Annotated in this window: 19 protein-coding genes, 1 pseudogene and 1 riboswitch; of the genes and pseudogenes, 11 read left to right on the top strand and 9 right to left on the bottom strand. The window is 56.5% G+C overall.

The window, feature by feature from the left end; all coding sequences use genetic code 11:
* Positions 1 to 57 precede the first annotated feature (57 nt).
* Together NLX71_RS18525 and NLX71_RS27100 are read left to right on the top strand one after the other, a co-directional pair.
* Positions 58 to 1,779, top strand: a pseudogene (locus NLX71_RS18525) (7TM diverse intracellular signaling domain-containing protein); the annotation flags it as partial.
* Between the two features lie 18 nt (positions 1,780 to 1,797).
* Entirely contained in the window at positions 1,798 to 2,298 is a 501-nt protein-coding gene (locus tag NLX71_RS27100; RefSeq protein WP_375377941.1) for a sensor histidine kinase, read from the top strand.
* Between the two features lie 46 nt (positions 2,299 to 2,344).
* On the opposite strand, the gene NLX71_RS18520 is transcribed toward NLX71_RS27100, so the two are convergent.
* Positions 2,345 to 3,232, bottom strand: a complete 888-nt coding sequence (locus tag NLX71_RS18520; RefSeq protein ID WP_254365281.1) for an AraC family transcriptional regulator — start codon at positions 3,230 to 3,232, stop codon at positions 2,345 to 2,347.
* Positions 3,233 to 3,458: 226 nt separating this feature from the next.
* On the opposite strand from NLX71_RS18520, the gene NLX71_RS18515 reads away from it, so the two are divergent.
* The 3 genes from NLX71_RS18515 (at position 3,459) to NLX71_RS18505 (ending at position 7,337) form a co-directional block, all read left to right on the top strand.
* A complete protein-coding gene (locus tag NLX71_RS18515) occupies positions 3,459 to 4,634 on the top strand; it encodes a galactokinase (protein ID WP_254365280.1) in 1,176 nt (391 codons plus the stop codon).
* Between the two features lie 66 nt (positions 4,635 to 4,700).
* Positions 4,701 to 5,687: a UDP-glucose 4-epimerase GalE gene (gene galE / locus NLX71_RS18510; RefSeq protein WP_254365279.1), complete on the top strand. Its 987-nt coding sequence runs from the start codon at positions 4,701 to 4,703 to the stop codon at positions 5,685 to 5,687.
* Between the two features lie 57 nt (positions 5,688 to 5,744).
* Complete coding sequence (locus NLX71_RS18505) at positions 5,745 to 7,337, top strand: UDP-glucose--hexose-1-phosphate uridylyltransferase (RefSeq protein ID WP_254365278.1); 1,593 nt, start codon at positions 5,745 to 5,747, stop codon at positions 7,335 to 7,337.
* A 105-nt stretch (positions 7,338 to 7,442) separates the two neighbouring features.
* Here the strand turns inward: NLX71_RS18505 and NLX71_RS18500 are convergent, their stop codons facing one another.
* From NLX71_RS18500 to NLX71_RS18490, 3 genes are all read right to left on the bottom strand, one after another.
* Positions 7,443 to 10,364, bottom strand: coding sequence for an ATP-binding protein (locus tag NLX71_RS18500; protein WP_254365277.1), 2,922 nt, complete (start codon positions 10,362 to 10,364; stop codon positions 7,443 to 7,445).
* 308 nt (positions 10,365 to 10,672) lie between these two features.
* Entirely contained in the window at positions 10,673 to 13,678 is a 3,006-nt protein-coding gene (locus tag NLX71_RS18495; RefSeq protein WP_309248967.1) for a DEAD/DEAH box helicase, read from the bottom strand.
* Entirely contained in the window at positions 13,666 to 15,267 is a 1,602-nt protein-coding gene (locus NLX71_RS18490) for an SWIM zinc finger family protein (protein ID WP_254365275.1), read from the bottom strand. The genes NLX71_RS18495 and NLX71_RS18490 overlap by 13 nt, the downstream gene beginning before the upstream one ends.
* 287 nt (positions 15,268 to 15,554) lie before the next feature.
* Between NLX71_RS18490 and NLX71_RS18485 the strand changes: the two genes are divergently transcribed.
* Positions 15,555 to 15,848, top strand: a complete 294-nt coding sequence (locus tag NLX71_RS18485; RefSeq protein ID WP_254365274.1) for a hypothetical protein — start codon at positions 15,555 to 15,557, stop codon at positions 15,846 to 15,848.
* Between the two features lie 15 nt (positions 15,849 to 15,863).
* Positions 15,864 to 16,079 (top strand): 4a-hydroxytetrahydrobiopterin dehydratase, encoded by a 216-nt coding sequence (locus tag NLX71_RS18480; protein WP_254365273.1) that lies wholly within the window; start codon positions 15,864 to 15,866, stop codon positions 16,077 to 16,079.
* A gap of 9 nt (positions 16,080 to 16,088) precedes the next feature.
* Here the strand turns inward: NLX71_RS18480 and NLX71_RS18475 are convergent, their stop codons facing one another.
* Positions 16,089 to 16,277, bottom strand: a complete 189-nt coding sequence (locus NLX71_RS18475; RefSeq protein WP_254365272.1) for a DinB family protein — start codon at positions 16,275 to 16,277, stop codon at positions 16,089 to 16,091.
* A gap of 165 nt (positions 16,278 to 16,442) precedes the next feature.
* Entirely contained in the window at positions 16,443 to 16,961 is a 519-nt protein-coding gene (locus tag NLX71_RS18470) for a GNAT family N-acetyltransferase (protein WP_254365271.1), read from the bottom strand.
* A gap of 105 nt (positions 16,962 to 17,066) precedes the next feature.
* Here NLX71_RS18470 and NLX71_RS18465 point away from each other — a divergent pair, with 105 nt between their 5' ends.
* Positions 17,067 to 17,903, top strand: a complete 837-nt coding sequence (locus NLX71_RS18465) for a sulfurtransferase (protein ID WP_254365270.1) — start codon at positions 17,067 to 17,069, stop codon at positions 17,901 to 17,903.
* Between the two features lie 743 nt (positions 17,904 to 18,646).
* Here the strand turns inward: NLX71_RS18465 and NLX71_RS18460 are convergent.
* Together NLX71_RS18460 and NLX71_RS18455 are read right to left on the bottom strand one after the other, a co-directional pair.
* Positions 18,647 to 20,281 carry a helix-turn-helix domain-containing protein gene (locus NLX71_RS18460; RefSeq protein ID WP_254365269.1) on the bottom strand — a complete coding sequence of 545 codons (1,635 nt, stop codon included), beginning with the start codon at positions 20,279 to 20,281 and terminating at the stop codon, positions 18,647 to 18,649.
* Positions 20,282 to 20,408: 127 nt separating this feature from the next.
* The gene (locus tag NLX71_RS18455) at positions 20,409 to 21,455 is read right to left on the bottom strand and encodes an ABC transporter substrate-binding protein (RefSeq protein ID WP_254365268.1); all 1,047 of its coding nucleotides are present in this window, start codon (positions 21,453 to 21,455) and stop codon (positions 20,409 to 20,411) included.
* Positions 21,456 to 21,930: 475 nt separating this feature from the next.
* On the opposite strand from NLX71_RS18455, the gene NLX71_RS18450 reads away from it, so the two are divergent.
* From NLX71_RS18450 to NLX71_RS18440, 3 genes are all read left to right on the top strand, one after another.
* Positions 21,931 to 22,089, top strand: a complete 159-nt coding sequence (locus NLX71_RS18450; RefSeq protein ID WP_254365267.1) for a metallophosphoesterase — start codon at positions 21,931 to 21,933, stop codon at positions 22,087 to 22,089.
* Positions 22,090 to 22,760: 671 nt separating this feature from the next.
* Positions 22,761 to 24,344: a sigma-70 family RNA polymerase sigma factor gene (locus NLX71_RS18445; RefSeq protein WP_254365266.1), complete on the top strand. Its 1,584-nt coding sequence runs from the start codon at positions 22,761 to 22,763 to the stop codon at positions 24,342 to 24,344.
* Between the two features lie 319 nt (positions 24,345 to 24,663).
* A complete protein-coding gene (locus tag NLX71_RS18440; protein WP_254365265.1) occupies positions 24,664 to 25,278 on the top strand; it encodes a DUF975 family protein in 615 nt (204 codons plus the stop codon).
* Between the two features lie 244 nt (positions 25,279 to 25,522).
* Here NLX71_RS18440 and NLX71_RS18435 read toward each other — a convergent pair whose 3' ends face one another.
* Positions 25,523 to 25,990 (bottom strand): C40 family peptidase, encoded by a 468-nt coding sequence (locus NLX71_RS18435; RefSeq protein WP_254365264.1) that lies wholly within the window; start codon positions 25,988 to 25,990, stop codon positions 25,523 to 25,525.
* 3 nt (positions 25,991 to 25,993) lie between these two features.
* A riboswitch (cyclic di-AMP (ydaO/yuaA leader) is annotated at positions 25,994 to 26,130 on the bottom strand.
* Between the last annotated feature and the right edge of the window lie 126 nt (positions 26,131 to 26,256).

Raw genomic sequence — 26,256 nt, 5'->3', positions numbered from 1 at the left:
ATGTTTCTTTGAAACGATCAGAATCATACCTCACCGGACTCGATACCGGATTCTGATATGGAAGAAATAAACGTCCCGAAATCCTCCAAAAGTGAGCCGTTTATCCCGGTTTCCAAAAAATGCAGTTTAAGGTACGATAGGAGAATGGAAGCCCATTTGAACAACAGGAAGAAAGTGGTATCCATTTCCAGAAAGTATTTCTATTATTATAAATGGTTTTGGGTGTTTATTTCCATAGTTTTATTGGCCGCCGGTATCGCCGGTATCGGCTATTGCCTTTCCTCAGCCGAGAAGTCCGAGCCCCGTGCCGTTCAAGGGGTCATGGACCTGGGGCGCTACGGCTTGGAATCTCATGGAACGGTCCGGCTGGACGGCGAATGGAAGATGTACTGGATGCGCTTGCTGACGCCGGAAGAGCTGGCCTCCCCGGAGCATGCCGCGGGGGAGCGGGCGACCCTGATCGCTCTCCCCGAGGTATGGAATCGTGTCCATGTGGACGGCGTGCAGCCGGGCGGATCGGGTTATGCGACCTTTCACTTGAAAGTGATGCTGAATGGCCCCGCCTCAGACCTGGGGCTGAAGCTTCCATACATCCGGACGGCCTACAAGGCCTGGGTGAACGGCGAGCCGCTCGCAAGCAGCGGCACGGTCGGAGAAGACATCCTGACTTCCAAGCCTCTGTATACCCCGAATTTGATCCGGTTCCGTCATGCAGGCGGGCCGCTGGATATCGTCATTCAGGTTTCCAATTACCACCACCGACTCGGGGGCATCTGGAAGCCGGTCGAGCTCGGCACATGGAGCGCGCTCGACAGCAAGCTCCGGAGAGAGCTTGCGATCGAGACGTTTGTGATAGGAAGTCTGCTGTCGATGGGGCTGTACCACATCGGTTTGACTGCCCTCAGGCGCAAAGAGAAAGGGTCGCTGTATTTCGGTCTTTTTTGCTTTTTGATCGGCATACGGGCCTTTTTTACGGGCGAAGGCGTGATGTATTATTTTATCCCCGAGGTGCATTGGCTGACGGAGCTGCGCATTGAGTACGTATGCTTTTACATGGGCGTACCCGTCATGATCATGTTCATGCACTCGCTGTACCCGCAGGAGGTGCGCCCCGGCATCGTCCGGACGATTCTGGCGCTTGGCGTAGCGTTCTCGGCCGCGGCATTTTTGATTCCGCCTCCATGGGTGACCTATACGACGCCGGTGTTCCAGCTCATTACGCTGCTCACCAGCGGATGCCTGCTGTTCGGCCTGGGACGAGCCCTGCTTCACAAAAGAGACGGGGCTCTGTTCGCCGCGATCGGCGCGGGCGCTTACGTCGCCACGGTGATACTGGACATTATGTACTATAACCAGTGGATCAAGCTTGGCGAGGTATCGGCGTATGGCTTGCTTGTCTGCGTGTTCATGACCTCATTCATTCTGAGCGCCAAATCGGCCAAGGCTTACGTGGAAGTGGAGACGCTATCGCGGCAAATGCGCGAGATGAACACCGGTCTGGAGCACAAAATTAGCGAGCGGACCGCCGAACTGGAACGCATCAACCGCAGTCTGGAGCGGATGAACGACGACTTGGCGCGAATGGAAACGTCGAGGCGGCACCTGCTCAGCAATATCTCGCACGATCTGGGAACGCCGATGACGCTGATTCAAGGGTACGTGGAAGCGCTCATCGACGGCGTCGTCTCGCAGCCCGACCAGCAGCAAAAGTATTTAAAGCTCATCCACAACCGGATTACGGGCTTGAACCGGCTCATCGCCGATTTGTTCCAGCTCTCGAAGCTGGAGGCCAGACAGATGGATTTCGACATCCAGCCGGTGAACGCGGCCGATTTTATCCGCTATTTCGACGAGCGCTATGAGCTGGAGCTAGCCGGCGCCGGGCTTAAGTTTGAGACGGTCGCCTACTCGCTGCGGCCCGAAGCCCACCGGCAGGCCGTGGTCAAAATCGACGTCGACCGCATCAATCAGGTGCTGACCAACGTGATTTACAATGCGGTCAAGCATACGCCGCGCGGCGGGCTGATCCAGCTTCATTTTATTGTGGACGAGCATTCGCTTGTCGTGCGGGTGCAGGATAACGGCTCGGGCATCGACCCGGAAGACTTGCCGCATATTTTTGACCGTTTCTATAAAAAAGACAAGTCCCGCAACACGGCCGGCGGCGGCAGCGGCCTCGGGCTGGCTATCGCCAAAGAGATTGTCGACTACCATGGGGGCCGGATCTGGGCGCAGAGCCACGTAGGTCAAGGCGCCTGCATCGCCTTCATGCTGCCCCTCGCGAAAGGGGGTGAATAGAGACTCGTACGTCAACGCCGCCAGAAGCGAATCGCATGCGCGACGCTTAATCGCCGGAGCCTGGGGGATGCAGCAGCGAGCTGCGGTAATCGGTCGGCGAGAGCTGGTAGTGCCGCTTGAACTGCTTCGAAAAGTACAGCGGGTCCTGGAAGCCGACCGAAGACGCGATCTGCTCCACGGTCAGCTCCGGGCGCTCCCGCAGCAGATGGCGCGCTTTGTCGAGCCGAAGCCGGAGCAGGAACGTCACGGGCGTCAGCCCGGTCTGCCGCTTGAACAGCGTCGAAAGATACGCGCGGTTGTAGCCGAGAGACTCGGCCATCAGCTCGATCGTGATCGGCTCCGCATACTGCTTGGATAAATATTGCAGCGCCCGCTGCACCGTTTGCCCGGCGGCGGTCGCCTGCTCCGGCTCGTCCCCGCGTAGGGGGTGAAGCGCTTCCGCGAACTCGGCGAACAGCAGGTGCAGGCAGCCGTTTGCTTTCAGATTGGCGCCTGCGCCGCGGTGCTGAAACGCCAATTGCACTTGGCGGAACAGGGCGCCGATCGAGCGCTTTCGTCCGGTATGGACGACCGGCTGGTGCGAGCTCAGGCCCGTATCCAGCAGCAAGCGCCCGGCGAGCTGCCCTTCGAAGGCGACCCAGCGGTAGTGCCACGGATCAATCGCATCGGCCATGTAATTGACCAGCTTTCCCGGCTCGATCAGGAAGCTGTCGCCGGCGCCGAGCTCGTAGGTCTGTCCCTGGCAGACGTAGGTGCCTTTACCGGATAGCACATGATGCAGCAAATAATAATCGACCACCTTCGGTCCGGGCTTATGCCCCGGCTTCGTCTGGCTGTGGCCGGCGAACAGGACGGTCAAAGGGCTGTCTTCCGGCGCGGGGTACGGGTTGGATACGACAAAGTAGGTATCGGGACGTTTGATGGGCCCGGACACGGCGCGATTCGCCTCCTTTTGGGGCATTGGGGCATTGCCCCGGATACGTTCAGTATAGCACGAAGGAGGGCGTCTTGTGCGTTCATGATCTAACATTTTTCCATGCCGTTCTGACATCGTTCCATAGTGAAAACCGATGGTCCGGTCTATACTTGAGGCAAAGCTTACTACAGAAAGTTCGCTATATCGAACGTGTCTTCTTAAATCCATAACGAGGTGAACCGTCATGACGGAAGTCAAAGCATTGCAGGAGCAGTTTGTCGAGCTGTACGGAGGAGATCGCTCCAATCCGATTCGGGCGTTTCATGCGCCGGGGCGCGTCAATCTGATCGGAGAGCACACGGATTACAACGGAGGCTACGTTTTTCCGGCCGCGCTGACGTTTGGCACGACGATGCTGATCCGGAAGCGGGAGGACGATCAGGCGGGCTTCGCTTCCACCAACTTTCCGCTGCGCAAGCATATTTCCATTCAGCAGGTCGAATTTCGCGCCGAGGACGATTGGATCAATTATCCGAAGGGCATTATCCGCGAGCTGCAAAAGCGCGGGCTATCCGTCGGCGGTTACGATATTTTGTACAGCGGGGCGATTCCGAACGCCTCCGGCCTGTCCTCCTCGGCTTCTATCGAAGTGGTGACGGCCTACGGTTTGCTCGCGATGGAAGGGCAGCCGACGGACAAGGTGGAGATCGCGTTGCTGTCGCAAAAGGCCGAGAACGAGTTCATCGGCGTGCAGTGCGGCATCATGGATCAGTTTGCGGTAGCGATGGGCAAGGAGGAGCATGCGATTTTGCTCATGTGCGATACGCTGGAATACAAGCATGTGCCGTTCGTCAGCGGCGAATACAAGCTGGTGATCGGCAATACGAACAAAAAGCGCGGGCTCGTCGACTCCGCCTACAACGAGCGCCGTTCGCAGTGCGAGCAGGCGGTGAAGCATTTGGCTGCCGAATATCCCGGCCTGACGCTGCTCGGTCAGCTGTCGCTGGAGCAATACCGGAGCGCGCAGCATCTGATTCCGGACGCAACGGTGCGCAAGCGGGCGCAGCACGTCGTCGAGGAGATTGACCGGGTGTTGCAGTCCATCGAGGTGCTCGAACGGGGAGACTTGGCGGCGTTCGGCCGGCTGATGATCGGCTCGCATAACTCGCTGCGCGACTTGTACGAGGTGACCGGCGTCGAGCTGGACACGATGGTCGAAGCGGCGCTTGCCGTTCCCGGCGTGCTTGGCTCGCGGATGACGGGCGCCGGCTTCGGCGGCTGCACGGTATCGTTGGTGCATCAAGACAGCGTGGAGCGGTTTGTCGGCGACGTGGGCCGCGTGTATAAGGAGAAAACCGCCTTGACCGCGGACTTCTATGTGTGCGACATTGGGAATGGCGTGCAGGAGCTGCCGCTTTAGGCATGATCGTCCGGCGATGAACGGACGGAATCAAACATTCGGATGGACGGAAGGAGAGGCTTAACTATGGCCATTATGGTAACCGGAGGCGCGGGCTACATCGGCTCGCATACGGTAGCTGAGCTGCTGGAAAAAGGCGAAGAGGTCGTTGTTGTCGACAATTTGCAGCAAGGACACCGGGAAGCGGTGCTTGGCGGCAAGCTGTACGTTGGGGACATTCGCGATGCGGACTTTTTAGACACGGTATTCCGTGAAAACGACATCGACGCCGTCATTCATTTCGCAGCAAACTCGCTCGTCGGCGAAAGCATGCAGGCGCCCGGCAAATATTATCATAACAACGTCTACGGGACACTCTGCCTGCTGGAGAAAATGAACGAATACGGCGTCAAAAAAATCGTGTTCTCGTCCACGGCGGCGACGTACGGCGAGCCCGAGAACATTCCGATTCTGGAGTCGGACCGGACGCTGCCGACGAACGCTTACGGCGAAACGAAGCTCGCCATGGAGAAGATGATGCGCTGGTTCGATACCGCGCACAGCATCAAATACGTTTCGCTGCGCTATTTCAACGCGGCCGGCGCGCACGAAAGCGGCCGGATCGGCGAAGACCATTCGCCGGAGACCCATCTGGTGCCGATCATTCTGCAAGTGGCGCTCGGCAAACGCCCGCATATCTCGATTTACGGCGACGATTATTCGACGCCGGACGGCACATGCATCCGTGACTACATCCATGTGAGCGACCTTGCGGACGCCCACATTCTCGCGGTGGAAAAGCTTCGCGCAGGCGGGGACAGCAGCGTGTATAATCTTGGCAACGGCAAAGGCTTCTCCGTCAAAGAAGTGATCGACATCGCGCGCGAAGTGACGGGACATGCGATTCCGGCGGTCGTCGAAGCCCGCAGAGCCGGAGACCCGGCGGTGCTTGTCGCCTCCTCGGAGCGCGGCAGAACGGAGCTCGGCTGGAAGCCGAAGCGGGATAGCCTGCAGCAAATCATCGCCTCCGCGTGGGCTTGGCATCAAGCGAATACGGACGGCTACGGCAAGTAAAATCACGGGTGCAGGCGCTCGGACCGAAGGCCGGCCGATCCGAAGGAGTGGAGAACAATGGAACAAAGACAGATGGAAACCGAATTCGGCTCCCCCGACCGGAAGGCGGCCTATCGGGTCGAACGACTGCTGCAATTTGGCCTGAAGCGCGGACTGCTGGAGCCGCTGGATGTGTATGCGGCCCGCAACGGGCTGCTCGATCTGCTGTGTATCGGCGAGCCGTACGAGGGCGAGCTGAACGAGCCGATAGCGGACAGCGCAATGGAGCTGCTGGAGCCGCTGCTCGATTACGCGGCCGAATTGGGCCTGCTTGAAGAGAACAACACGACGGTGCGCGATCTGCTGGATGCCCGCTTGATGGGACAGCTTATGCCTCGGTCATCCGAGCTTGTGCACCGATTCTGGACGACCGCGAAGTCCGCTGGCATCGAAGCGGCGACGGACTTTTTCTACAAGCTGTGCATCGATTCGAACTACATCCGCATGGACCGGATCGGCAAAAACATGTATTGGCTTGCGCCGACGGAATATGGGGATATCGAAATTACCGTAAACCTGTCGAAGCCCGAGAAAGACCCGAAAGAAATCGCGATGCTCCGAAACGCGCCGCAGAGCCATTACCCCAAATGCCTGCTGTGCATCGAAAACGTAGGCTATGCCGGCAAGCTCAATCATCCGGCGCGCCAGAACCTGCGGGTCATTCCGGTGGAGCTGGCCGGGGAAGCGTGGTACTTTCAATATTCGCCTTATGTATACTACAACGAGCACAGCATCATTTTCGACCGGGAGCACCGGCCGATGAAGACGTCGAAGGAGACGTTCGAGCGCCTGCTTGATTTCGTGGAGCGCTTCCCGCATTATTTTATCGGCTCGAATGCCGATCTGCCGATCGTCGGCGGATCGATCCTGAACCACGATCATTTTCAAGGTGGACGGCATAAGTTTCCGATGGAAAAGGCGGGCGTCGAGGAGAGCTTCAGCCATCCGGATTATCCCGGCTTGAAGATCGGCATCGTCAAATGGCCAATGTCGGTCATCCGCCTCTCCGCTCCTAACCGCGATCCGTTGTTGAAGCTCGCCGCGGCGATTCTGGATGCGTGGAAATCTTACAGCGACCCGTCGCAGGACATCTTCGCGTTTACGGAGCAGGCGGGCGTCAAGATGCCGCATAACACGATCACCCCCATCGCCCGCAACAATGCGAACGGGGAGTACGAGCTCGATCTGGTGCTGCGCAACAACCGGACCAGCGAAGAGCATCCCGATGGTATTTTTCACCCGCATAAGGAGCTTCACCACATTAAGAAAGAGAACGTCGGCTTGATCGAGGTGATGGGGCTCGCCGTGCTGCCGGGTCGTCTCAAGGACGAGCTGGAGCTGGCGTTCAGGCTGCTGACCGGGGAGGAGAAGCTGGACGGGAAGATGACGCGCGATCCGTCGCATCCGCTGCACAAGCACGCCGAATGGCTGGAGGAGCTTGTCGGCCGTTACGGTACGGCTATGCCGGAGGAGAACGCGAGGCAAGCGCTCCAGACGGAGACGGGGCGCAAGTTCGCGGACGTGCTGCGTGACGCGGGCGTGTACAAGCGCAGCGAGCAGGGAATGGAGCGGTTCCGGGCGTTTTTGCGGCACCTCGGCGTGCGGGCTTAAGGCGGGAACGGAAGACAGCCCGTGATGACGAAACCTAAAAAGACCCCCATCCGGGACGCCGTGTTGACGGAGTGCCGAATGGGGGTCTTGCGCTTCTGAATGGCATCAGGCCTGTCCGGCCCGGGAGTCTTCGTCGCCGGAAGGCTGGCGCGTTTTCGGCTCGATCTCGATCAGATCGGGCTTCCGGGTGATCTCTTCGACCTCGATGCCGTTTTTGGCGAGCGTGTTGGTCAGGAAGTTTTCATCCTGCGCCGGGAAAATGTACGCCGGATGCCGATCGGTGTTGCTAAGCAACTGTTCGGCCACCTGGAGCAGCTTATCCATCGAGAACGGCTTGCGCAAAAACTTCTCGATATCCCTCTCATGATAATCCTGCGGTGGCTCCAGAGCCGTGGATACGATCACCGGGGTCCGGTAAAACTTCGGATGGCGATACAGCTCGCCGATGAAATTCCAGCCGTTCTTCGTTCCCTCCAAATGAATGTCCACGATACACAGTCTCGGACCGCCCTCTTCGATCCGGTGCAGGGCGAGAACACCTTCCTCGGCCGAACGAACGTGCATCGTCGGGATATGCAGCTTGGCGAGCGCTATTTGAATCAGCTTCGCCAAATTATCGTCATCCTCCAAAATCATAATGCTGTTGTCCGCCGTTCCGACCCGGTAAGCTTGAAGCGTCACCGTGAAGGTCGTACCTGCGCCCATCTCCGATTCGAATGCGACTGTCCCTTCGTGTCCTTCGACGATTTCCCGCACGATGGATAGTCCGAGGCCCGTTCCGCCAATCTGCCTGCGGTCGGAATTGTCGACGCGGTAAAATTTGGAGAACAGCTTATCCTTGGCTTCCTCCGGGATGCCGAGTCCGTAATCCTGGATCAGAAATTGTACGGCTTGGCCATCCTGCCGGAGCGTCAGATCGACGCGGTCCGCCTGAGGCGAATACTTGATCGCGTTGCTGAGCAGATTGTGCGCCACCTGCTTCAACCGGTCCGCATCGCCGCGCACCCATACTTCATGCTGCGGCAGCTGCAGCGAGATGTCGTGGCTTTGCTTGCCCTGCCATTGCTCGACCACCTCTTGCAGCAACCCTCCCAGCTCCACCGGGGCAAAATGATAAATTTGCTTGCCGGATTCCATCCGCTGCAGATCCAAAAAGTCGTTGATCAGCGCCGAAAGCCGGGTCGCCTCTTTATAGACGGTTTGCAGGTAACGCTGCTGCTTCTCCGGCGTAAGCTGGCGATGAAGCAAAATCTCGATGAAACCGAGGACGCTCGCAAGCGGCGTCCGCAGCTCGTGCGAGACGATGCTGATGAATTCGTTTTTCATTTCGTCGGCTTTTTCTTCCTCGGTCCGGTCACGGAACACGAACAGGAAGCCGAGCTCCTCGCCGTGGCGTTCGACCATCATTCGGATAGCGTACAGCTCCACATATCTTTGCTGGTCCTCCCCGTCGGTGAAGGAGAAGCGCTCCGTCAGCTTGTTCGAGTTGCCGCGCAGCAGACTGCGGATCGATTGGGAAACGCGGGCGAAGCTTGGCGAGCTATCGAGCAACTCCTGACTGATCTCGTCGATCGACTCGCCGGTGCGTCCGCTCAGCCGGAGGAAATCGTGCATGCGATGGTTGAAAAACATCAGCTTCCCTGAAGCGTCGCACATCATCATGCCCTCGTGGGTCGATTCGAGGATGTTGTTGATCAGGTCGCGCTGCTCCTTCATGGCTGCTTTCTCTTGTTGAAGCTGCTCGTAGAGCGCCTCCAGACGGGCGGATTGACGGTGGCGCTCCTCGTTCATTTGCTGTGACAGGAAGGCAAGTCCGAATTGGCGGATGAGCCCTTTGGCCAGCCGCGTTTTTTGCTCGTCCGGCGATGCTAGATATCCGGTCAGCAGCAGGAAGCCGGTCGATTCATGCTCATCGTTGAACAGCGGATAATACCGGTCTATCGCGTGGGTGATGCTTTGATGGAAGCCGCCTTCCTGCGCGGTGGCTTGACGCACGCTCTCCAGCGGCATTTTCTCCTTCAGGACGCGCCGCGCCATGCCGAACAGCTCGCTTTCCAGCATGGCGGGCAGCGTCGACGGATAGCCGATGGAATAGGCGACCTGATAAGCCGCTTCCGTCCCGTCGCCACCCGCCGTTTTCAAGACAAGCAGAGCCGCGTCGAGCTGCAGCGTTTCCAGCAGCGCCGGGAGGGAAGCGTTCAAAAAGTCGGCTATGTCCGTCGACCCGGCCAGCTTTTCCTGATAGCTGCTGATGGCCTCCAGTTCCAGCTCGCGCTGCGATAGCTTCTCCAGCGTCGCTTCCTGCTCCTCCTGCTGGGCAACGATCTCTTCGTTCTGCACCTCTAAGCTTTCCGCCATGAACCGGTACGTTTCCTCGCTTTTGCGCAGCGCCGCTTCCGCCCGATTGGCCCGGTTGAAGAGAAAGAGTGAGAACAGGCCGACGATAATGGCGATCCCGCCTCCAATCAAAACGATGACACGCCCCCGTTTATCTGCGGTTCGAGCCGATGTATACGCTTCCGTTGCAATGAGATCGATCTCGGCGGTCAGCTTCGTATGAATTTGGCGAAAGCGGTCCATCTGGTTTTTGCCCATAGACACCCGCTTGATCGCATCGGGCAGTTTCCCGGCGCGAATCAACTCGATTTGGCTGGAATAATGCTCCTGCAGCCGCTGAATTTGCGGAAGGGCATCGCCTTCCATGACACTGCGCAGGCCGGGGTATGTTTTTTGGAGCGCTGCCATAGCAAGCAGGTCGTCCTGCATCTGGGCTTTGCCGAAATCGTAGGGCTCCAAGTATTTCTCGTCTTGCGTCACTTCGTAGCCCCGCAGCCCGGATTCCATATTGACCAGGTCGGCCAGTAAGCTTTCGGCCAAAATGTTTAGCGGAATCACTTCGTTAACGATTCTGTTCAATTCCTTTTCCGTACTGGAGGATGCGACAAAGCTGGAGACGCTGATCATCACGAGCAGGAAAACGACGATGATAACGTAACCGAGTGAAATTTTTGAGCGTGTCATGTTCATGGCGGAGCCACCTTCTCGGTATGTAGACATTTTTTGTACGTTCCTAGTTCGACAAAAGCAGGGTAAATCCTTTATAACGAACGGTGCTTTTTCGAGCCGGAACGCAAAAATTTATTGTTGTTTCGCCGAAAAGGGAAGCTTATGTCAGCGTGAGTCGAAGGATGTCAGGAAGTGAGAGAAAAGGGGAAGGAGGCGCGTCTTCAAGCCGCATGCTGGAGCTGGCGTCCTTGCTTGATTCCGATGAGGTGCGCCGCATTAGATGGTCCGGTAGAGGAGACGCCTGCCTGGGCGGCGAACGGCGGAGCGGCTCAGGCGCGCTCCACCCATTCGCTGCGCAGGGAGAACAACTCTCTCAAGTCGTCCGTCGACAGCTCGGTGATCCACTGTTCGCCGGTGCCGACGATTTGCTGGCTAAGCCCGAGCTTCTTGTCGATCATCTCGTCAATGCGTTCCTCCAGCGTCCCCAGCGTGACGAATTTGTGTACCTGCACATGGCGCGTCTGGCCGATCCGGAAGGCGCGGTCCGTCGCCTGGTTTTCCACGGCGGGATTCCACCAGCGGTCGAAATGGAACACATGATTCGCCGCGGTCAGGTTAAGTCCGGTGCCGCCAGCTTTGAGCGACAGCAGGAAGATGCCGGAATCGTCCTCCTCCGGCGGCGCTTCGCCTTGGAACGTTTCGATCATGCGGTCCCGCTCCGCCTTGGAGCTGCCTCCGTGAAGAAAGGGCACTTTGCCTCCGAACTCTTCTTCCAGCGCCCGCCGCAGCAAGTGCCCGGTCTCCACGAATTGGGTGAAAATGAGGCACTTGTCGCCTTCCTGCCGCAGTTCCTGCACCATTTCCAGCAGCCGTTCGACCTTGTTCGACCGTTCGCGCCACGGAGCCGGGACGGCATCCTTGGCGAGCAGCGCCGGATGGTTGCAGATTTGCTTCAGCTTCGTCAGCGCGGCGAGAATCATCCCGCGGCGCTCCATAGCCGATAGCTTGTCGATCCGCTCGAACATGTCTTGAATATAGTTCTCGTACAGCGTCGCCTGCTCGGCCGTTAGCGAGACGTACGTTTTGTACTCGTACTTTTCCGGCAGATCGAGCTGAATGGACGGGTCCTTTTTGACGCGCCGCAGCAGGAAGGGCCGAATCAGCCGTTGTACCTTGGCGATCAGCTCCTTGTCCTGCGTACGCTCGATGGCGCCGACGTACCGCTGGGTGAAATCGCGCAGCGTGCCGAGATAGCCCGGGTTGAGAAAATCAAAGATCGACCATAGCTCAGTCAGCCGGTTCTCAATCGGGGTCCCGGTCAGGGCGATCCGGTGCTGCCCGTTGAGCTTGCGGATCGACTGCGCCTGTTTCGTATAGGCATTCTTAATGTTCTGCGCTTCGTCGAGGCAGATCGATTCCCATGAAACGGAGCCCAGCTCCGTCTCGTCCAGATGCGACAGCGTGTACGTCGTCAGCACGAGGTCGCTGTCGCCGCAGCTCTCGACGAAGCGGTTTCCTTTGGCCCGGGCCGGCCCATAATGCAGATGCACGCGCAGGTCCGGCGCGAAGCGCTGCAGCTCCTTCTGCCAGTTGCCCAGCACGGACGTCGGGCAGATCAGCAGGGAAGGGGCGGCTCCGCCGGTCTGCGCCGTATCGGCCGCTTGAGTATCGGCGGCCAGCTGTTGCTCCCGGAGGTGCAGCAAATACGTGATCATCTGGATCGTCTTGCCGAGCCCCATGTCGTCGGCCAGACAGCCGCCAAGGCCGCATTCGCGCAAGAACACGAGCCACGAGATGCCTTCCACCTGATACGGCCGCAGCTTGCCGCGGAAGCTGTCGGGCGGCTCTAGCAGCGGAGGGCGCTTCGCGTGGTTGAGCAGATCGACAAGCTCCAGAAGCTGCTCGTCAAGCTCGACTTCCATGTTGATCGTACGGTGGAAGTCTTTGTCCTCTTCGCCTTCGCTGGAGCCGAGCAGATGAAGCTCTAGCACGTCCCGGAACGACAACCCCTGCTTTTTCTCCACCTGATGTATGACGCGCTGGAGCTGGGCGAGATGTACGGGGTCAAGCTGTACCCACTGCCCGTGGATTTGCACGAGCCGCCGGTTTTGCTCCAGCAGCTCGCGGAACTCGGCTTCGGTCAGCTCGACGTCGCCCAGCGCGATTTTCCAATCGAACTGCATGAGCTGGTTCAGGCCGAACATCGACTGCGGGCCGGAGCCGACTGACGATTTGATCTTCGCTTTGAGGCGCGGACGCCATTTGCGGATGCGTTCCCACCATGCGGGCAGGATGACCGAATAGCCCGCTTCCATCAGGCGCAGGCTGCCTTTGGCCAGCAGGTCCCACGCCTCGTCCGGCGTCAGCGCGCTGCGCAGCCCGGCTTCGCCCTCGGCCAGCCACGGCAGCATGCGCCGCCATTTCGCCGCATCGCGCGCTGCGCGGCCGAGATGCGGTCGCCACTCGGCGGGGAGCGTCTCTGCCGCGGCGTTGTCCGCGGGCGCTTTCGCTTGCGCCGTTATGCCGCCTGCCGCATCGCTCGCGGCCTCGTCCGCGGTCGTCCCGCCGGATTCCGGCTCCGCCGCGGCCCAATCGGCGACGGCGGACGGGGCCACCTCGTGCTGCACGTCCTTGTCGCTGCGGTCCTGCAGCACGACGTGCAGCGGCCACGCGCCGCCGGGCTCCGCCGGCTCTTCGAGCTTCAGGCACGTGCGGAACGGCGTGCCGTCGGACTGCCAGCCGATGGAGATGAGCCAGTCCTCTTCGTCCATCCACAGCTCGGCTGCTTGCCCGCCCCCGCGTCCAAGCAGCGGAAACGAGCGTTCCAGCTGCTCCAGACTCTGGCGCATAACGCCGTCTTCCTGAATCCACGCCGGAATGAGCTGGTCCAGCCAATGCTGCGCAACCGGCGAGGCGGACCAAGCCGCTGCTGCTTCGGGCAGCTGGAGCTTCCAGCCGAGCTCTCCGGCCTTCCACTTGGCGAAATCCGGCATGAAGCGGCCGTGCGTCAGCGCTTCCTTAACATAGGGCGCAAGCTGCGTCAGCTCTTTCAGCTCGCGGCCGAAGGCGAGCCGCTGGTGCCGGACGATACCCGGCGCCGCAAAATAGTCAAGCGCTTCCAGCACAGGCAGCAGCAATCCTTCGACGTTCTGCGACTCGACGACTTCGATGAACGTTCCGTAGAAGGAAGGCTCGTGCCAAGCGAACAGCCAGTCCCGCAAATCATAAGCGTCGCAGACGCCGCCGTTATAGCGGGCGCCCCATAGGAAGAAGCCGCCCTGCGGCGCCCAGCGCACATGGACGTGGGTGAGGCCCGTATCGGTCATGGAATCCATTTTCCTTTCCTTAGCTCTTCCTGCAACGCGCGCAGGCGCGAATATTTCATCGCCAGCCGGTAAATGAAATCTTCCCAGTCGTTCGACCGGTTCAGTTTTGTGTACAGGGCGTGCAGCTTTTTCAGCAAGTGAACGGCTTTTTTGTAGGCTATCCGGTTTTTCTCCGCGATGCCACGCTCTACCGCCTGGTGAAACAGAGGCAGCATCAGCGACGGGTCGTGCGTTTCGACCGTTTGCAAATCCAGCGAATACAAATCCAGCGGCGAGACGCGATTCGAGAGCTGCAAGTCGATCCAAGCCTTATAGCGCTCCGCCTGCATCAAGTAAGCCGTATAGAAACCGTACGTCCGCGGCAGCAGCGCGACCATGACCGACACCCACTCGCCGTCGTCGGTCTGCCGCTGCACCGCCTCCATCCAATATTGGCAAAACTGCCGCAGCTCCTCCTGCTGGGCCCGCTGCACGACCGGCAGCAGCCAGCGCAGCCAGGCCAGCATTCGGTCCCACGCTTCTTCCTCGTAGCAGCGGTGCAGATACAGGAAGTAGTCTCGCGCTTCCCGCTTGGTCAGCGCTTCGAGCTTCTGCCGCGCCGCGTCGTCGTCGCCTTCGATCACGGCAAAATGCGCCTCCGCCAGCAGCAGCGCATCCCGTCGCCTCGGCATCAGATCGGACGCTTCCAGCATGAGCCGCAGCCGGGCGCGCTCCTCCGCCATCCACACGGGATAGCTTGTCATCCGCCACCAGATGCTGCGGTATACGGTAGACCACGACAAAGGCGATTCCTTTCCCGACAGCGCCGCTTCCGCCAGCAGGCCGAGCGTCTCCTTCCAGGAAGCCGAAGCTTTGTCCGCCAGCAGGGCGACATCGAGCCGGGGCACAAGCCGCAAAAGCTCCTCCAGACATTGGCGGCTGACCGTCCGGCAGCCCGTTTCAATATAATAAGAAAGGTAAGACGTTTTCGTCTCCTGATAAAATTGTTCGATTTTCCGCATCACGAAGAACAGCACATGAAGCGCGTACAGATCCCGCAGCGGCTGCTCCCAGCTTTTGCCGTAGGACGGCAGCTTTTCCTTGACTGCGCTGTAGAACAGCTCGATCGACTGCTGCTGGTTAAGGGAAAAGCCGTAAAACTGCTGGTCGAAAAACTTGTGCCACTGGGCCGGCGTATGATCCGGAGCCGGAGGCTCGAACCGGTCCTGCCGCTTCTCCGCAGCCTTGGAGACTGCCGTCTGCTTGGCTTGCTGCCGTGAACGCACGGCGATAGACTGCTTGAGATGCTGCAGCAGCAGCTCCGGACGGCCGAACGGCGCGTACAGAGCAAAAGCGACTGCGGCCATATGCTTGCAGTTGTCCCCGTCCGGGCAGCTGCATTCGCTTTTGCGGAACTGGTCCAGATCGAGGATCACTTCGTAGCGCTTCGTACCGCGCACCAAAGCATGCACTTCCACGCCATGCTTCAGCTCAAGCTCCGCCACTTGTTCCTTGTGGTAATAAGCCCATCCGCGCTCAAGCCTGGACGGGTCGAAATTGTCGCGCAGATGCCCGATCAGTTCGTTTATTCGATTTTTCGGAATCTGCAGCTTCAGCATGTTTCGCCCACCGCCCTTTTAGTCTATCCTTATAGTGTACCAGATTTTGCATCGAAATGCGTGTCGGCTCAAGACCGAAATTCGACTTTTTTCCTTGTACACGGCTTTATGTCTGCGGTTGCGGGCGGTCCGGTTTCCGAGTACAATGAGTCAAAAGGATTGCCAAACAGGATTGCAGTTGCCGTCCGCCCGGCCGCGAGCCGCCGTCTCTTCGGAGAGCATGGACCTGCGGACACGGCGAATCCGATACGCGGAAACGACGGTGGCAACGGGAAAGGCGGAGAACGATGGGCATTAAATTCGGCAGGGAATACCGCGACATTATCGACGATTTCACGAATGCGCTGCAAGAAATCGAACGGTGCCACGAGTTTCTGGACATGTCGGCCGAGGACTGGGACGAATTGAACGAAGGCGAGCGGATGGAGTGCATCAAGACGCTGGCCGACGATTTATTTTACGGGCTCGGAACGGAAGCTCAGATGAGCGTCGGCGACTGTACCGTCACGCACGACCCGAAGCGGCATGTCATTCGCATCGATCAAGGGGAAGCGCTAACAAGGGTCATACGCTTGGTATAAGGGAGGCGGCAGGGCATGGGGAGCAAGCTGACGGCGGAAGAAGTGAAGGCGAAGCTATCCGGCCTTGCGGGCTGGACGGTGGAAGAGGGGAAGTGGCTGGTGAGAAAATACCGCTTCCCCGCCTTCGCAGACAGTATCGCGTTTGTGAACCGGATTGCGTACATCGCGGAAGCCATGAACCATCACCCGATGATCGCCATCGATTATCGGATGGTGACGTTCCGCCGATGAACTCCGATCTTAGCCCGATTGATTCAAAAATTCGCGAATTTGCGCGATATGATGCCGGTCATGCCAGACGAAATCTGGAATGTATTCCGAGATGACGAACGGTTTGCCGTCCAAGTCCGGAAACGAACGGCGGAATTCCGTCTCGGACAACCCTTCCAGCGTATCCACAAGGCGGCTGCGCCATAATATGAGCTCCACTACGAGCTTGCCTCCGGATTGATTCCGTCCGTATTGCGCCGCCCGGGCGTTAAACGCTTCGAAATCCAGATGCTTCAGCGTCAGCGGCTTCCCTTCCGCGATTTTGCCGATTGCCGACTCGTAGAACCGCGAAACTCGGCAAGCCGTTCGGCCTTCGGTCGTTCGTTATTCCCCATTGTCTTGTCCTCCTTTGTTCATTGTATCCGTCCATACCATGCAGTGAAACTCCCCGGTTCCTTCCGGCGTCGGGCGTTCATACGTATCCATGATGACAAAACCGGCCCGCTCGTAAGTTCGGATGGCCCGTCGATTCCACGTCAGCACTTCCAGATCGATTTCGTTGTCGGGCGCGCTGCGTTTGGCCTCGCGGACGATGGCGCGAACAAACGCCTCACCGCTGCCTTGGCCGCACAAGTCCGGCCGCAGTCCAAGCCCGAGGCGCGTGACGCCGACCATCGGAAAAAACTGCGCAAAGCCGCACAGCTCCCCGGCTTCGTCAAGCACGGCCCGGTACTGCGCTTTACGGATGCGCGGATCGGCGAATTCCTCGCCGCGCGCAATCATTTGCTCCCACGAGTTCCAATGGTACAAATCGTAGGGAGTCGGATAACTCCATGTACAGACATCGGGTCCGTGATCTTCCTGCATCGGAACGAGATGAAAGCTTTTCGGTTCGTTTTGCATTGTCCCTCCTGCTTGTTGCGCCGACGATTGCGCTTCCGCCGGGCATTTTTCCGTTGTATACTGATAACTATACCGTATTTCATCCCATCTAAGGAAGTGATTGGTTTGAAACATATTGTAAGCCAACCGTGGCTCTTCGAACATGGTACGGACGATCACATCGTCATCGCGGACTGCCGGTTCACGCTAGGGAAGTCGGAATCGGGGAAGCAAAGCTACGACATCGATCACATTCCCGGCGCAGTATATTTTGACCTGGAGCGAGACTTATCGGGCCCGATCAAGGAGCACGGCGGCCGACACCCGCTCCCTGACGTGCAGGAGCTTGCGGCGAAGCTGGGCCAAGCGGGCATCCATGCCGGCTCCACCGTCGTCGCTTACGACGATCAGGGAGGAGCGATGGCTTCGCGCCTGTGGTGGTTGCTCACCTACCTTGGTCACGACAAGGTGTATCTTTTGGACGGGGGCTACAGCAAGTGGAAGGAAGCGGGCTACCCCGTCACCGACGAGCCGCCGATCTTGCGCGAGGCCGCATTTACGCCCCGCGTGCGTGAAGACTTGGCTGTCAGCGTCGAGCAGGTCAAGGAACGGCTGGGCAAGCCCGGCGTGGCTTTGATCGATTCCCGCGAAGCGAAGCGTTACCTTGGCATCGAGGAGCCGATTGACCGGGTAACTGGACATATTCCCGGCGCGAAGTCGTATTTTTGGAAGGACGCCTTGGACGAGACCGGCGCTTGGAAGAGTGAAGCCGCGCTGGCCGAGCGTTTCGACGGGCTCCGTCAGGCGGAGGAGATCATCGTCTACTGCGGCTCCGGCGTTACGGCTTGCCCGAATGTGATCGCGCTAAGCGAAGCGGGGCTGAACAATGTGAAGCTGTACCCCGGAAGCTGGAGCGATTGGATTTCGTACGAGGGGAATCCGATTGCGACGGGGGAAGAGTAAGAGCCGAAAGGCCGCGTCGGACGCGGGTTGGAGGGCTGTGACAGGTTATGAGCAAGTGACCTGTCGCAGCCCTCTTTGGGCTTTTCTGTCAACAGTTTGCAAACAAGAACCCGACGAAAGCAGTTGCAAGCGGCACGGAGCCAGCCATAGCAGGGTAGTCGGGTCAGGTGGTTGTTGAACGCTTGGAGGCTTTGCTTCCGGTCATCCACAAGCGGGTTTGGCTTCGCCGTCCGTGCCGAGCAGGAGTTTGATCGCCTTTGGGAACACTTTGGGAGTGGTCGCAACGGAGCCAGAGTCGTTCCGCCGCGCAAACCGTCACGACTGGGATCCGTACGGAGCAAGAGTCCTCCCGGAGTCCAACACCGCCGGAACCAAACGGAGGAACAGCAAGAGCAAGCTAGATTCAGCCACAGCATGGGTGCTCGCTTGGCTTCTCTTGCTTGCTCTTGGATTATTATTCAGCCACTCCCCCTGCAAGGCATCGCTTTTGTTGCTGTTGGGGATTGCCGGGGTACGCTTGGGGTACGTCGGGGGTAACATTGCCTCATGATCGCTCGTGACGGCTTTGGCGCTTGGGGTATGCTAGGAGTCTGTCCGACGAAACAGGAAATCACCCATGCCGTCTCGAAACCGGCAACCTGTCACAGCCCCTAAACCCGCGTCCGACGCGGCCTCTCGGCTCTTATTCTTCTCCCGTCGCGATCGGGTTCTCGCTATATGAAATCCAATCGCTCCAGCCTCCCTCATGAGGCTGGTTTTCGCTTCAGGAGCAGCTGCGCAAGCAATTCCAACTGGCCTTCGATGGAAATCGGATCGAAATAAGAAAAGCTTGCTTTATCCAAGACATGAACCTGGCCTTGCCAAACTGCCGGAAGACTGTGCCAAACCGGGCTGTTCTCCACGTATTTGATCCCCTCTCCTTCATCCGCAACGAAAAGGTAATCGGCATTTCCCGCATATAGCGGCAGCTTGTCAAGCGGCAGATTCTGAACAATTTGCAGACCGCTGTCAATCGCTTCGCGTTGTACGGGGTCGGGAATACTGAGCTTCAGACCACGGTAAATTGGCCAACCGCCGCGGCCGTAATTGTCGCCGAACACCGAAAACCGCCGGCCTTCCCGCTCGAATCTCACGATAGCCGCCGTCGCTTGACCGCTCACGATCCCGGCCAGCTTTTCCCTCACCGCCGCCGCCCGTCGCTCAAACCGCGATTGCAGCTCACCGGCGGCATGCGGCTTATTGATCAATTCCCCGATAAGCCTGGTATCTTCGTAAATGCTGCGCCGCCCGTCGTAAGGAAGCATGACGGTAGGCGCTATTTTGGACAAAGACGCATAGTCTGCAAGGTTGTGGTCATTAATTAGGATTAGGTCCGGCTCGAGCTGTGATACGGTTTCCAGCGACGGCACGCATCCGATATCCACGATGTCCTTCTCCATCTCCTGCAAAAAGACGCTGCCACCCCACCATGTTAAATTCGCCCCGATCGGCTTCACGCCGATGGCCAATAATACATTGGCGTAATAGAGCGCAACGACTCGCAGCGACCGACGCGTATGGCGGACATATTGCCTCGGCGATTGCCCAACCATTTGCTTAAACCGCCGGCTAAAATAATAAACATCCTTAAAGCCTGCGCTCTGTGCAATTTGCTGCAGGCTTTCACTGGAAGTAAGCAGCTTCTTCTTGGCCTCGTTAAGCCGCAGCTCCGTCATGTAATCCAAGGGGCTCAGGCCGGTCAGCTGCCTAAATAGATGCGTATACTGGCGCGTTCCGATATTGGCTTGCCGGGCCAGCGCTTCTACGTTCACGGCGGCAGCGTCCAGCCGATGCAAACCGTCGATCGAGCGCCTGACTGCTTCCCTGGATTGCATCTTATCGCTTGGCGAATAATTGCTGCGATACAGCTCATAAAGAAGCTCTTGCAGTCGAAGATGCTGCTTGAATTGTGCAAGCTCGTCTTGCGGCGACCGGTGGCGGTAAAGCTCATCCAGCATGCCGGCAATTCTGCCGAACGGCTTCGCATTCAGCTCGCCGTGCGGCGTAAAGCTTAGTCCGGCAGCACCCGGCGATTCGCTACGCTCGGCACCGGCTTCCGCCGGCATCGCATGAAAGGCCAGCAGATACAGGCAAAGCCCCGAAGCATTGTCTGCTGACGCTTCAAGCAGCGTATTCGGATGAAGCAGGAAGCAGCTGCCCTTAATGACCCGATGACGCCTTCCGTCGATAACGGCGCTGCCGAAGCCCTGCTTTCCGGCGATAAGCACATAGGTTTCAGTGTGCAGTCTGTACGGCTTGCCTGCGTCAGTACAATGAATGTCCATGATATTCGACAAGGTGAACAGGTGGGACCGGAAAGGCAGGGACAAACGGCTCACCCGTATGCACATCCTTTTTAACTTATTGAGAAATATTATCATTTACACCATTGCTCTTATTTTATCCAATCCCTCTCCTATACGCAACAAAGCCGCCATGAAAAGGCGGCTTATGCAAAATAGTAAATTATTCGGCTTGGTGTTTCTGAAGCAAATCCACGATTAGATCCAACTGTGCGGAAATTGAGATGGGGTCAAAGTAAAAATATTGCTTGCCGTCCAACTCGATAACGCGGTTTTCCTTGACTGCGGGTAAGCTTTTCCACACGGAGCTATCTTTTACGACATCCAAACCAAAGCCTTCATTGGAAACGAAAAGATAATCGGCGTCCTGCACGAAATCCGTCAGCTGTTCGAGTGACAGTTCCTGTACGATTTGTTTGCCGCTATCCACGACAGCTTCCTTGATTTTGGCCGGATATTGCATCTGCAGGCCTTTATAGATCGACCAGCCGCCACGCCCGTAATTGTCTCCGAACACAGTGAATTGTCCGCCCTTGCTGTCGATCCGGATAATCGCCGCCTTGACATCGCCGTCCAGCACGCCGCCCAGTTTGGCGCGCGCTTCCGCGGCTTTCTTTTCGAAGTCGGCGGTCAGCTGGTCTGCAGCGTCCGGTTTTCCCAACATCTCCGCAAGCAGCTTGGCATCTTCGTATACGCCGCGATTGCCGTCGTACGGAATAAGTAAAGAAGGCGCGATTTTTGAAAATTGCTCATAATCCTCTGCATTTTGACTGTTCATAATGATAAGATCAGGCTCCAGAGCGGTAACGGCTTCAAGGGACAGGGGACCGCCGACATCCTTTATTCCCGACTCGAGATCCTTAAGGAAAGGACTTCCTCCCCACCAGGTAAGATTGGCGCCTACCGGACTCTCTCCCAATGCAAGCAAAATATGATGATAATACAACGCAACGATGCGCTTAGGCTGTGCGGGAATCTCGACGTCCCCGTTCACCGTGCTGACGGTTCGGGTGGAGGCTGCGTTCTCCTGGTTGCCCGTTTCCGCGGATGAGGTTGAGGAAGCGGGGGCCGGCGTGCTTTCGGGCGTGCTTGATGCAGCAGGAGAGCTTCCGCCATCAACGGCCTTATCGCTTCCGCAAGCGCTGAGAAAGACGACTGCAAGAAGGACCAAGAGGGCTCCGGCTACAAAAGGCTTACGAATAAAATGCATGTTCAAACTCCCTTATCTAGTGATAATGATTCTCATAATGAGCCCTATTATAACAAGGCGGCGCGCGGCCAACAATGGAGTTTTCGGAGCAAAAAAGACGAAAAATTATAAAAGCGATGTTACTTGTGCAAAATTGGTCTGCCACCCGATTTCAAACGGGCTTGTCCACCTTGCCCACTATTAACCTCAAGCTGCTGTTGAATAGAAAACCAAAAAAGGGACTGCGACAGGTCACATGCCCATAACCTGTCACAGCCTCCAAACGCTCGTTCGACGCAGCTTGTTGGCCGTCGTTTGCAATCCGATTTCCATTGAACTAGCGTATCCGTTTTTGTTCAATAATGTTTTTTTTCATTAGACTTTCTGTTTCCTGAATAAGATCGCGCATAAGATAATACCTATCTTAGGCCGAATCACGCCGTGTATGCGGGAACATTATGCGTAAGTATTGCAAGACTTTTTATGGGGGTTAGACATGGGATTATTAGTAGTTGGCGATGTGCATGGTTGTTTTCATACTTTTACTACATTAATTAATGAGCATTGGGATAGCGGTAAACAGATCTTAGTGCAACTGGGTGATTTATTGGATAGGGGGAAATTCTCTAAAGACATCGTCCGTTTCATAGTATAGAGGTAGCGATTTCAACCAAGGAATATAGTTAAACAGATCTAATGATTTTCTTTCAAATTGTTTTAATGTCTCTTCTCCGCATTGTTTTAACCAGTTCTCATTTCCTTCTTCTACATGTACAATAACTTCAAACTCATGATTTCCCTTAAGAAAGTAAACGTTATCGGGATTGTTTTTTTGCAACTCGATCGCATATAAAATTATCTCAGTGCTCCTTTTTACAATGGTAAAACAAAAAGAAACCGTTCCTTAGCAAATGGAAGTATCGCCCATCAGTTACAAAAAGATACGGTTTCTTGGTATATTCAATATACCATGGATCAATCACCTTGGCCATTACGTCGGCAGCTTGAAAAATCGGGTTACGCTGCAGGAGCAATATGAAACATTTGTGCTTCTGGAGGCTTATCACATCAACATTAGAACAACTTATTGAACCCATGCGGGAGCGCAGGTCTTATTATGCCGCAAGACCGGATGTCGTTGACGACATCTTAATGGCCGGGACTCAGCGCGCCCGCGGAATAGCCCAAGAAACGATGAAAGAGGTTCGGGAGGCCATGAGTCTCAACTACTTTGACTGAATTGCGACATGCGAAAAGCTTTTGTAACCTTTGTGCCCTCCTTCGGCACCTTATACTGGAGCGGCGATGAAAGGGGACGAAACTCACATGCTGCACTGGATTGAACAGGCAAAACAGGGAGACCGGGAAGCGTTTGACCTTATCGTCAGGCGATTCACAGCGATGGCTCATGCGGTGGCGTACGAGAGACTGCGTGACTCCTTTTTGGCGGAGGATGCCGTGCAGGAGTCGTTTGCGGAAGCTTTTATCCATTTGCGCAAGCTGAAGGAAGCGGAGGCTTTTCCCGGATGGTTCAAAACGATCGTGATTCGTCAATGCAACCGTCTGGTGCGGAAGAAGCGGCATCCGACGGTGCCGTTCGACCAAATGGTCCAAACGGCCGGGGGACAGCCAAGCGTACCGGATATTGTCGAAAGAAAAGAGTTGCAGCAATGGCTGCATGATTCCATAGCTGCTTTGTCGCCCGGCTTGCGTATGGCGGTCCAACTGTTTTATTTTCACGGCTACACTCTTCAAGAGATTTCCGCTTATTCAGGGACGCCTGTTCCGACGTTGAAAAAGCGGCTGTTCGATGCCCGCGCGAAGCTGAAAGGAACGCTCCCCGTAACCGACTTCGTCTCCGTATTTCATCAATTATACGAAGGAGGAAAACGAATGCTGCACATTGTCAATGGCGATGTCGTCGCGGAGAAGCTGCGGCAGGGCGTCGTTCAAGGCGATATTCTTGTATGGAGAGAGCTATATCCCGAAGGACCGGTATTTACCGATTCGATGGCGGGGGCCAACCGATCCGTCCGAGCACGCTATTTGGAGCAATCCATGGGAATTCCGAGTGCGGAATTTACACGTTCAAGCGAAGAGCAGGAGAAGGTACGCGCAGATTTTCGCAACTACGAGGAAATCGTGCTGTGGTTCGAACATGATTTGTTCGATCAGACGATGCTGTGCTGCTTGCTGCATTGGTTCGCGCAGCAGTCGTTAGGCGCTACGAAGCTAAGCCTGCTGTGTATTGGAGCCTTCCCGGGAATCGAGCTTTTTCGGGGATTGGGGCAGCTGTCCGTGAACCAAATGGCGACCTTGTCGGGCACTTGGCAAACCGTTGGCAAAGAACAGCTCGAACTGGGCAAAACCGTCTGGGAGGCTTACTGCGCCCCGGAACCGGACAAGTTAGTTGAGCTGCTTGAAGAGGGGGATACCTCTGCGCTGCCCTATGTGCAGGACGCCTTTCGGCTTCATTTATCGCGGTTTCCTTCGACCCGGAACGGACTTGGCATTGTAGAACAAACCACACTGGAGATGGTCCGCGGCGGCATGACTTCTCCGCTGGACTTGTTCGATCATATAGGAAATAAGCTTCATGGGCTGGGCATGGGAGATATTCAATATTGGCACCGTTTGGCTAAACTGTCGCAAGGTCCGCACCCCTTGCTGAAGCTCGAAGGCTTGGACGCTTTTCCCGGCTATAAGGACTCGGCGTCGTCGTTACGTCGAAGTACGGTTGCCTTAACGGAAGCGGGCAGAAAGGTGCTGGATGGGGAAGAGGATTGGATTGCTCTAAACGGAACCGATGAGTGGTACGGCGGCGTACATCTGCAGGGCCGATCGATCCCATGGCGCTGGGATGCGTCTCAAAACTCGCTCGTCCCATCGAAGGCCGCTGGCGGGCAGTGAGGGATACGCTCTAAATCCCCGAAGGCATTGACAGCGTACCGAGAGCTGAGAGGAGCGAATAGGGAATAAATCGAAAAAGCCGCAGGGGACGCGGATTGATAGAGCTGTAGCAGGCCGCCATCGGGCGACTGCCGCAGCTCTTTTTGCGTTTTTTCCCAGCAAGGCTTTGATAGTCTAATTCACCGGAAATTTTGACGATTTGTGTCGAAAATCACATTGAAATGTCCTGCTTTTACCAGATATTATAGAGTACATGCCGAATAGACGAGTAACCGTTGAGTGCACGTAAAAATTTTTTAGCGGGAGTGGAAGTTTGGGAATGCTGACAAATTCAGAGCTTCGCCGGATGGCGAGGGAAAGCTTGCAAGGGAACTGGGTGAACGCGGTTCTTGGCTTTATCATTTATGGAGCGATTCTTTCCATGTTGGTCAATATTCCGATTCTTGGACTGATCGGCGTCGGACCCTTGACGCTCGGGATGTACAGTTATTTCCTGGATACGGTTCGTGGTAAATTGACATCTGTCGAAAATTTATTTGACGGGTTCAATAAACGCCAGTTCGGGAATGCCATAGGCTTGAATATTCTATCGAACATCTTTATTTTCCTGTGGTCGCTTCTTCTTTTTGTACCAGGGATTATTGCGGCTCTAAGCTACTCCCAAGCGTATTTCATTATGCGCGATAATCCGGAAATAACGGCCACCGATGCCTTGCGTCAAAGCAAGGAGATGATGAACGGGCACAAGAGCCGGCTGTTCATGCTTTACTTGAGCTTTATCGGATGGTATCTGCTCGGGATAATTTCGCTCCTCATCGGCTTGCTGTGGGTGTATCCATACATCTACGCGTCGCGGGCCGCCTTCTATCAGGAATTGAAAAATCAAAATGTTGATACAATCTATGAGGAAGCGCCTCGCAGCTATACTCTCTAATTTGCCATAAATGGCGGCACAGCCCGGAGTGGGTCGACGTCGCAGAGCGTATCACAAAAACAGAGCTGTCTCCGTCGAATGACGGCAGGCAGCTCTGTTTTTGTGGCGCTCCAACAGGTGTCCATCGCAAATGACAGAAAGCCCTGCAGGCTTGTCTGGTCGGCTGTTCGATTGGAACGAACGCAGAACAGGCAAACGCTGAGGGCTTTCGAAGGTACGGGAAACTTCCGTTCAGGTCATTACTTTACTTGTCCGTCATCACTTGCTTGTACTGCTCGTCCGTCAGGACGCGCTTTGCTGTGACGTAACGCTTCGCGTAGTAGGATTCACTAAGTTTCGTAACGGTGACGCCTTGATCCGTAGCGGAGTGATAGAACTTGCCTCCGCCTACGTATACGCCTACATGGGAAATCCCTTTGCCGTCGGTGTTGAAGAACACCAGATCGCCGGGACGAAGCTGATCTTTGGTCACCTCGGTACCAAGCTCGGCTTGGCCTTTGGACGTATGCGGCAGATCGACGCCGAATTTGTCGAATACCCACGCAGTATAGCCCGAGCAATCGAAGCCTTTGGTCGTGGTGCCCGAGTATTTGTAAGGCGTGCCCATAGCCTCGTTAACCGCTGAGCTTAGTGGGGTTTCTGCAAAGACGCTGCCGACCGAAATGCTGCAAAACAGGGTTAAAGAAAATGCAAAACCTACAAGCTTTTTCAAAGAAGTTTCCCCTTCCGGTGCCTACGAGGTTAGCTTGAGGGTTCGGTTGAAGGTTCCCTATGATCACTCTACAGCGAGATCAATTCACCCAAAAATGGATCCCCCGTTTCCTGCGAACAGAAATTCGGCAAAATTTTCTTTTTTAATTCCGACTACATATATTCGAGTAAACATGACGTTTTCCTCCTATTGTCACATAATTGTCACATAATCAATGTTTATTTATGAAACTTTTTGCTTACAGGCCCCAAAAAACGTCATCTCCC

The sequence above is a fragment of the Paenibacillus sp. MZ04-78.2 genome (assembly GCF_024213375.1).
GTDB lineage: Bacteria > Bacillota > Bacilli > Paenibacillales > NBRC-103111 > Paenibacillus_G.
Note: the sequence above shows the minus strand (reverse complement) of the source record. Positions and strands in the feature narration are given on the sequence as shown.